The sequence below is a fragment of the Prosthecodimorpha staleyi genome, from assembly GCF_018729455.1.
In the GTDB taxonomy this organism is placed as follows: Bacteria; Pseudomonadota; Alphaproteobacteria; order Rhizobiales; family Ancalomicrobiaceae; genus Prosthecodimorpha; species Prosthecodimorpha staleyi.
On record NZ_JAHHZF010000033.1, the window covers coordinates 1 to 1,995 of the forward strand.

At 71.1% G+C, this 1,995-nt stretch carries 2 protein-coding genes and 1 pseudogene; all 3 read left to right on the top strand.

Annotated features, from left to right (window positions below; translation table 11 throughout):
* Positions 1 to 1,075: phage protease (locus KL771_RS28110; RefSeq protein ID WP_261971818.1), on the top strand; the 1,075-nt coding region annotated here is incomplete at its 5' end.
* A 51-nt stretch (positions 1,076 to 1,126) separates the two neighbouring features.
* Positions 1,127 to 1,501 carry a hypothetical protein gene (locus tag KL771_RS28115; protein ID WP_261971819.1) on the top strand — a complete coding sequence of 125 codons (375 nt, stop codon included), beginning with the start codon at positions 1,127 to 1,129 and terminating at the stop codon, positions 1,499 to 1,501.
* Positions 1,502 to 1,548: 47 nt separating this feature from the next.
* Positions 1,549 to 1,995, top strand: a pseudogene (locus KL771_RS28120) (capsid protein); the annotation flags it as partial.

Genomic DNA, 1,995 nt, shown 5'->3' on the forward strand with positions numbered 1-1,995 from the left:
GCCGCGTGGGCTGACGGATGTCAGCCTCGATCCGGGTCCGGCCCGGCGCCAGTGTCGCCCCATGACGACGCGCCCCGCAAGCCCCCTCTCGTGCCTCGCCGCTGAGACCCTGCCGGCCCTGTTCGCCTCCCTGGCGGCTGTGCCGGCCGGCCCTGCCGCGCCGTCGCGCGTCACCGTCTTCCCGCATGTCGGCCCGATCGAGACCCGCGACGGCCGCCGGTACCGGATCGACGCGGCCACGCTTGTGGCGCGCTTCAAGGCCGATGGCCTGAAGCTGCCGATCGACCTCAACCATGCCAGCGAGATCCGCGCGCCGAAGGGCGAGGCGGTCGACGTGATCGGCTGGGTCACGGGACTGGCGGCCGACGGCGCGCAGCTCGTCGCCGACGTCGAGTGGGTCGAGCCGGCCAAGGCGGCCGAGACGATCCGGCGCCACCCTTACGTCTCGCCGGCCTTCCTGCACACCGAGGCCGGCGAGGCGACCTGGCTCAAATCCGTCGCGCTCGTTCCGTCGCCCGCTCTCGCCGGCCAGGTCGCGCTTGCGCATGCCGGCACAACCCTTGAGGAGACCCGCCCCATGAAGTCCGTCCTGGCCCTTCTAGGCCTGCAGGAGACCGCGTCCGAGACCGCTGCGCTCGCCGCCGTCCAGGCCCTGCAGGCGAAGATCGTCGATCCGGCGACGGTGGTCGCCAAGGCCATGCATGACGAGACGCTGGCCAAGCTCTCGGCCGCCACGACCGAGCTGACCGCCATCAAGGCGGCGGCCGGCAAGGCCGAAGTCGAGGCGCTGCTCGAACAGGCGCTGAAGGACAAGAAGATCGTCCCGGCCCAGCGCGAACACTATGCCGCGCTCTGCGCCACCGCCGGCATCGCCTCGGTCAAGTCGCTGCTCGCCGCGTCGCCGGCGCTGCTGGGCGCAAGCGGGCTCGACGCGCACACGCCGAAGGACGGGAGCGATGTGAACCCGGTCGTGCTCGCCGCCAAGGGCCAGGCGCTGCAGTCCGAACTGGCCGCCAAGGGGCTCGTCGTCACGATCTCCGAGGCGATCGACCAGGTCCTGGCCGCCCGATCCTAGCCGCCTGGTCCTGACCGACCGGCCCGACATCGCGACACCAGGGAACGTCCCATGACCCCGATCCTGACCAAGTCCCACGCCTTCGCGGCCGCCGCGGCCGGCAATCTCTTCGCGATCGCGGCGACGGCCGGCGCGGCGCTCGCCGCCGGCGTCTCCGCCCCCATCATCGGCATCGTCGACAAGCTCGGCGTCGATGCCGCGACGATGGGCGATGTCCACCACCTCGGCGCCTACCAGGTGAAGGCCGGCGGCACGATCGCGGCCGGCGACCCGCTCACGTCCGACTCCAACGGCCAGGCCGTGAAAGCCGTGGTCACCAACTCCACCGTGGTCTGGGTCGGCGCGATCGCGCTCGAAGCCGGCGTGTCCGGCGACCTGGTCCGCTGCCTGATCGTCCAGACCACGCTCTCCAAGCCGTCGGCCTGATCCTTTCCATCAACCCGATCCGCCGCCGCGCGGCATGAGGTATTCCGATGAAGCGCCCCTTCGTCACCGACGCGACCCTGACGGCGATCGCGATCGGCTATCGCAACCAGGCCCAGACCCTGATCGCCGACCGCGTCCTGCCGCGGATGCCGGTCGACGAGGACTTCAAGTGGATGTTCTATCCGCTGGAAGAGGGCTTCAACGCGCCCGACGCGCGCATCGGCCGCCGCGGCCGGCCGAACCAGTTCGAGTTCACCGGCCAGGAAAGGACCGCCACGGTCGAGGAGTTCGGCTACGACGCGCCGATCCCCTATTCGGACGTGAACCGCGCCAAGCGCCTGCGCGAGGCGAGGCTCTCCACCATCGATCCGGAAAAGCGGGCGGCGGAAGGCCTCGCCGACATGCTGCTCCTGCAGCGCGAAGTGCGCGTCGCCGGCCTGGTCCAGAACACCGCCAACTACGATGCCAGCCGGCGCCTCGCCCTGACCGGCACA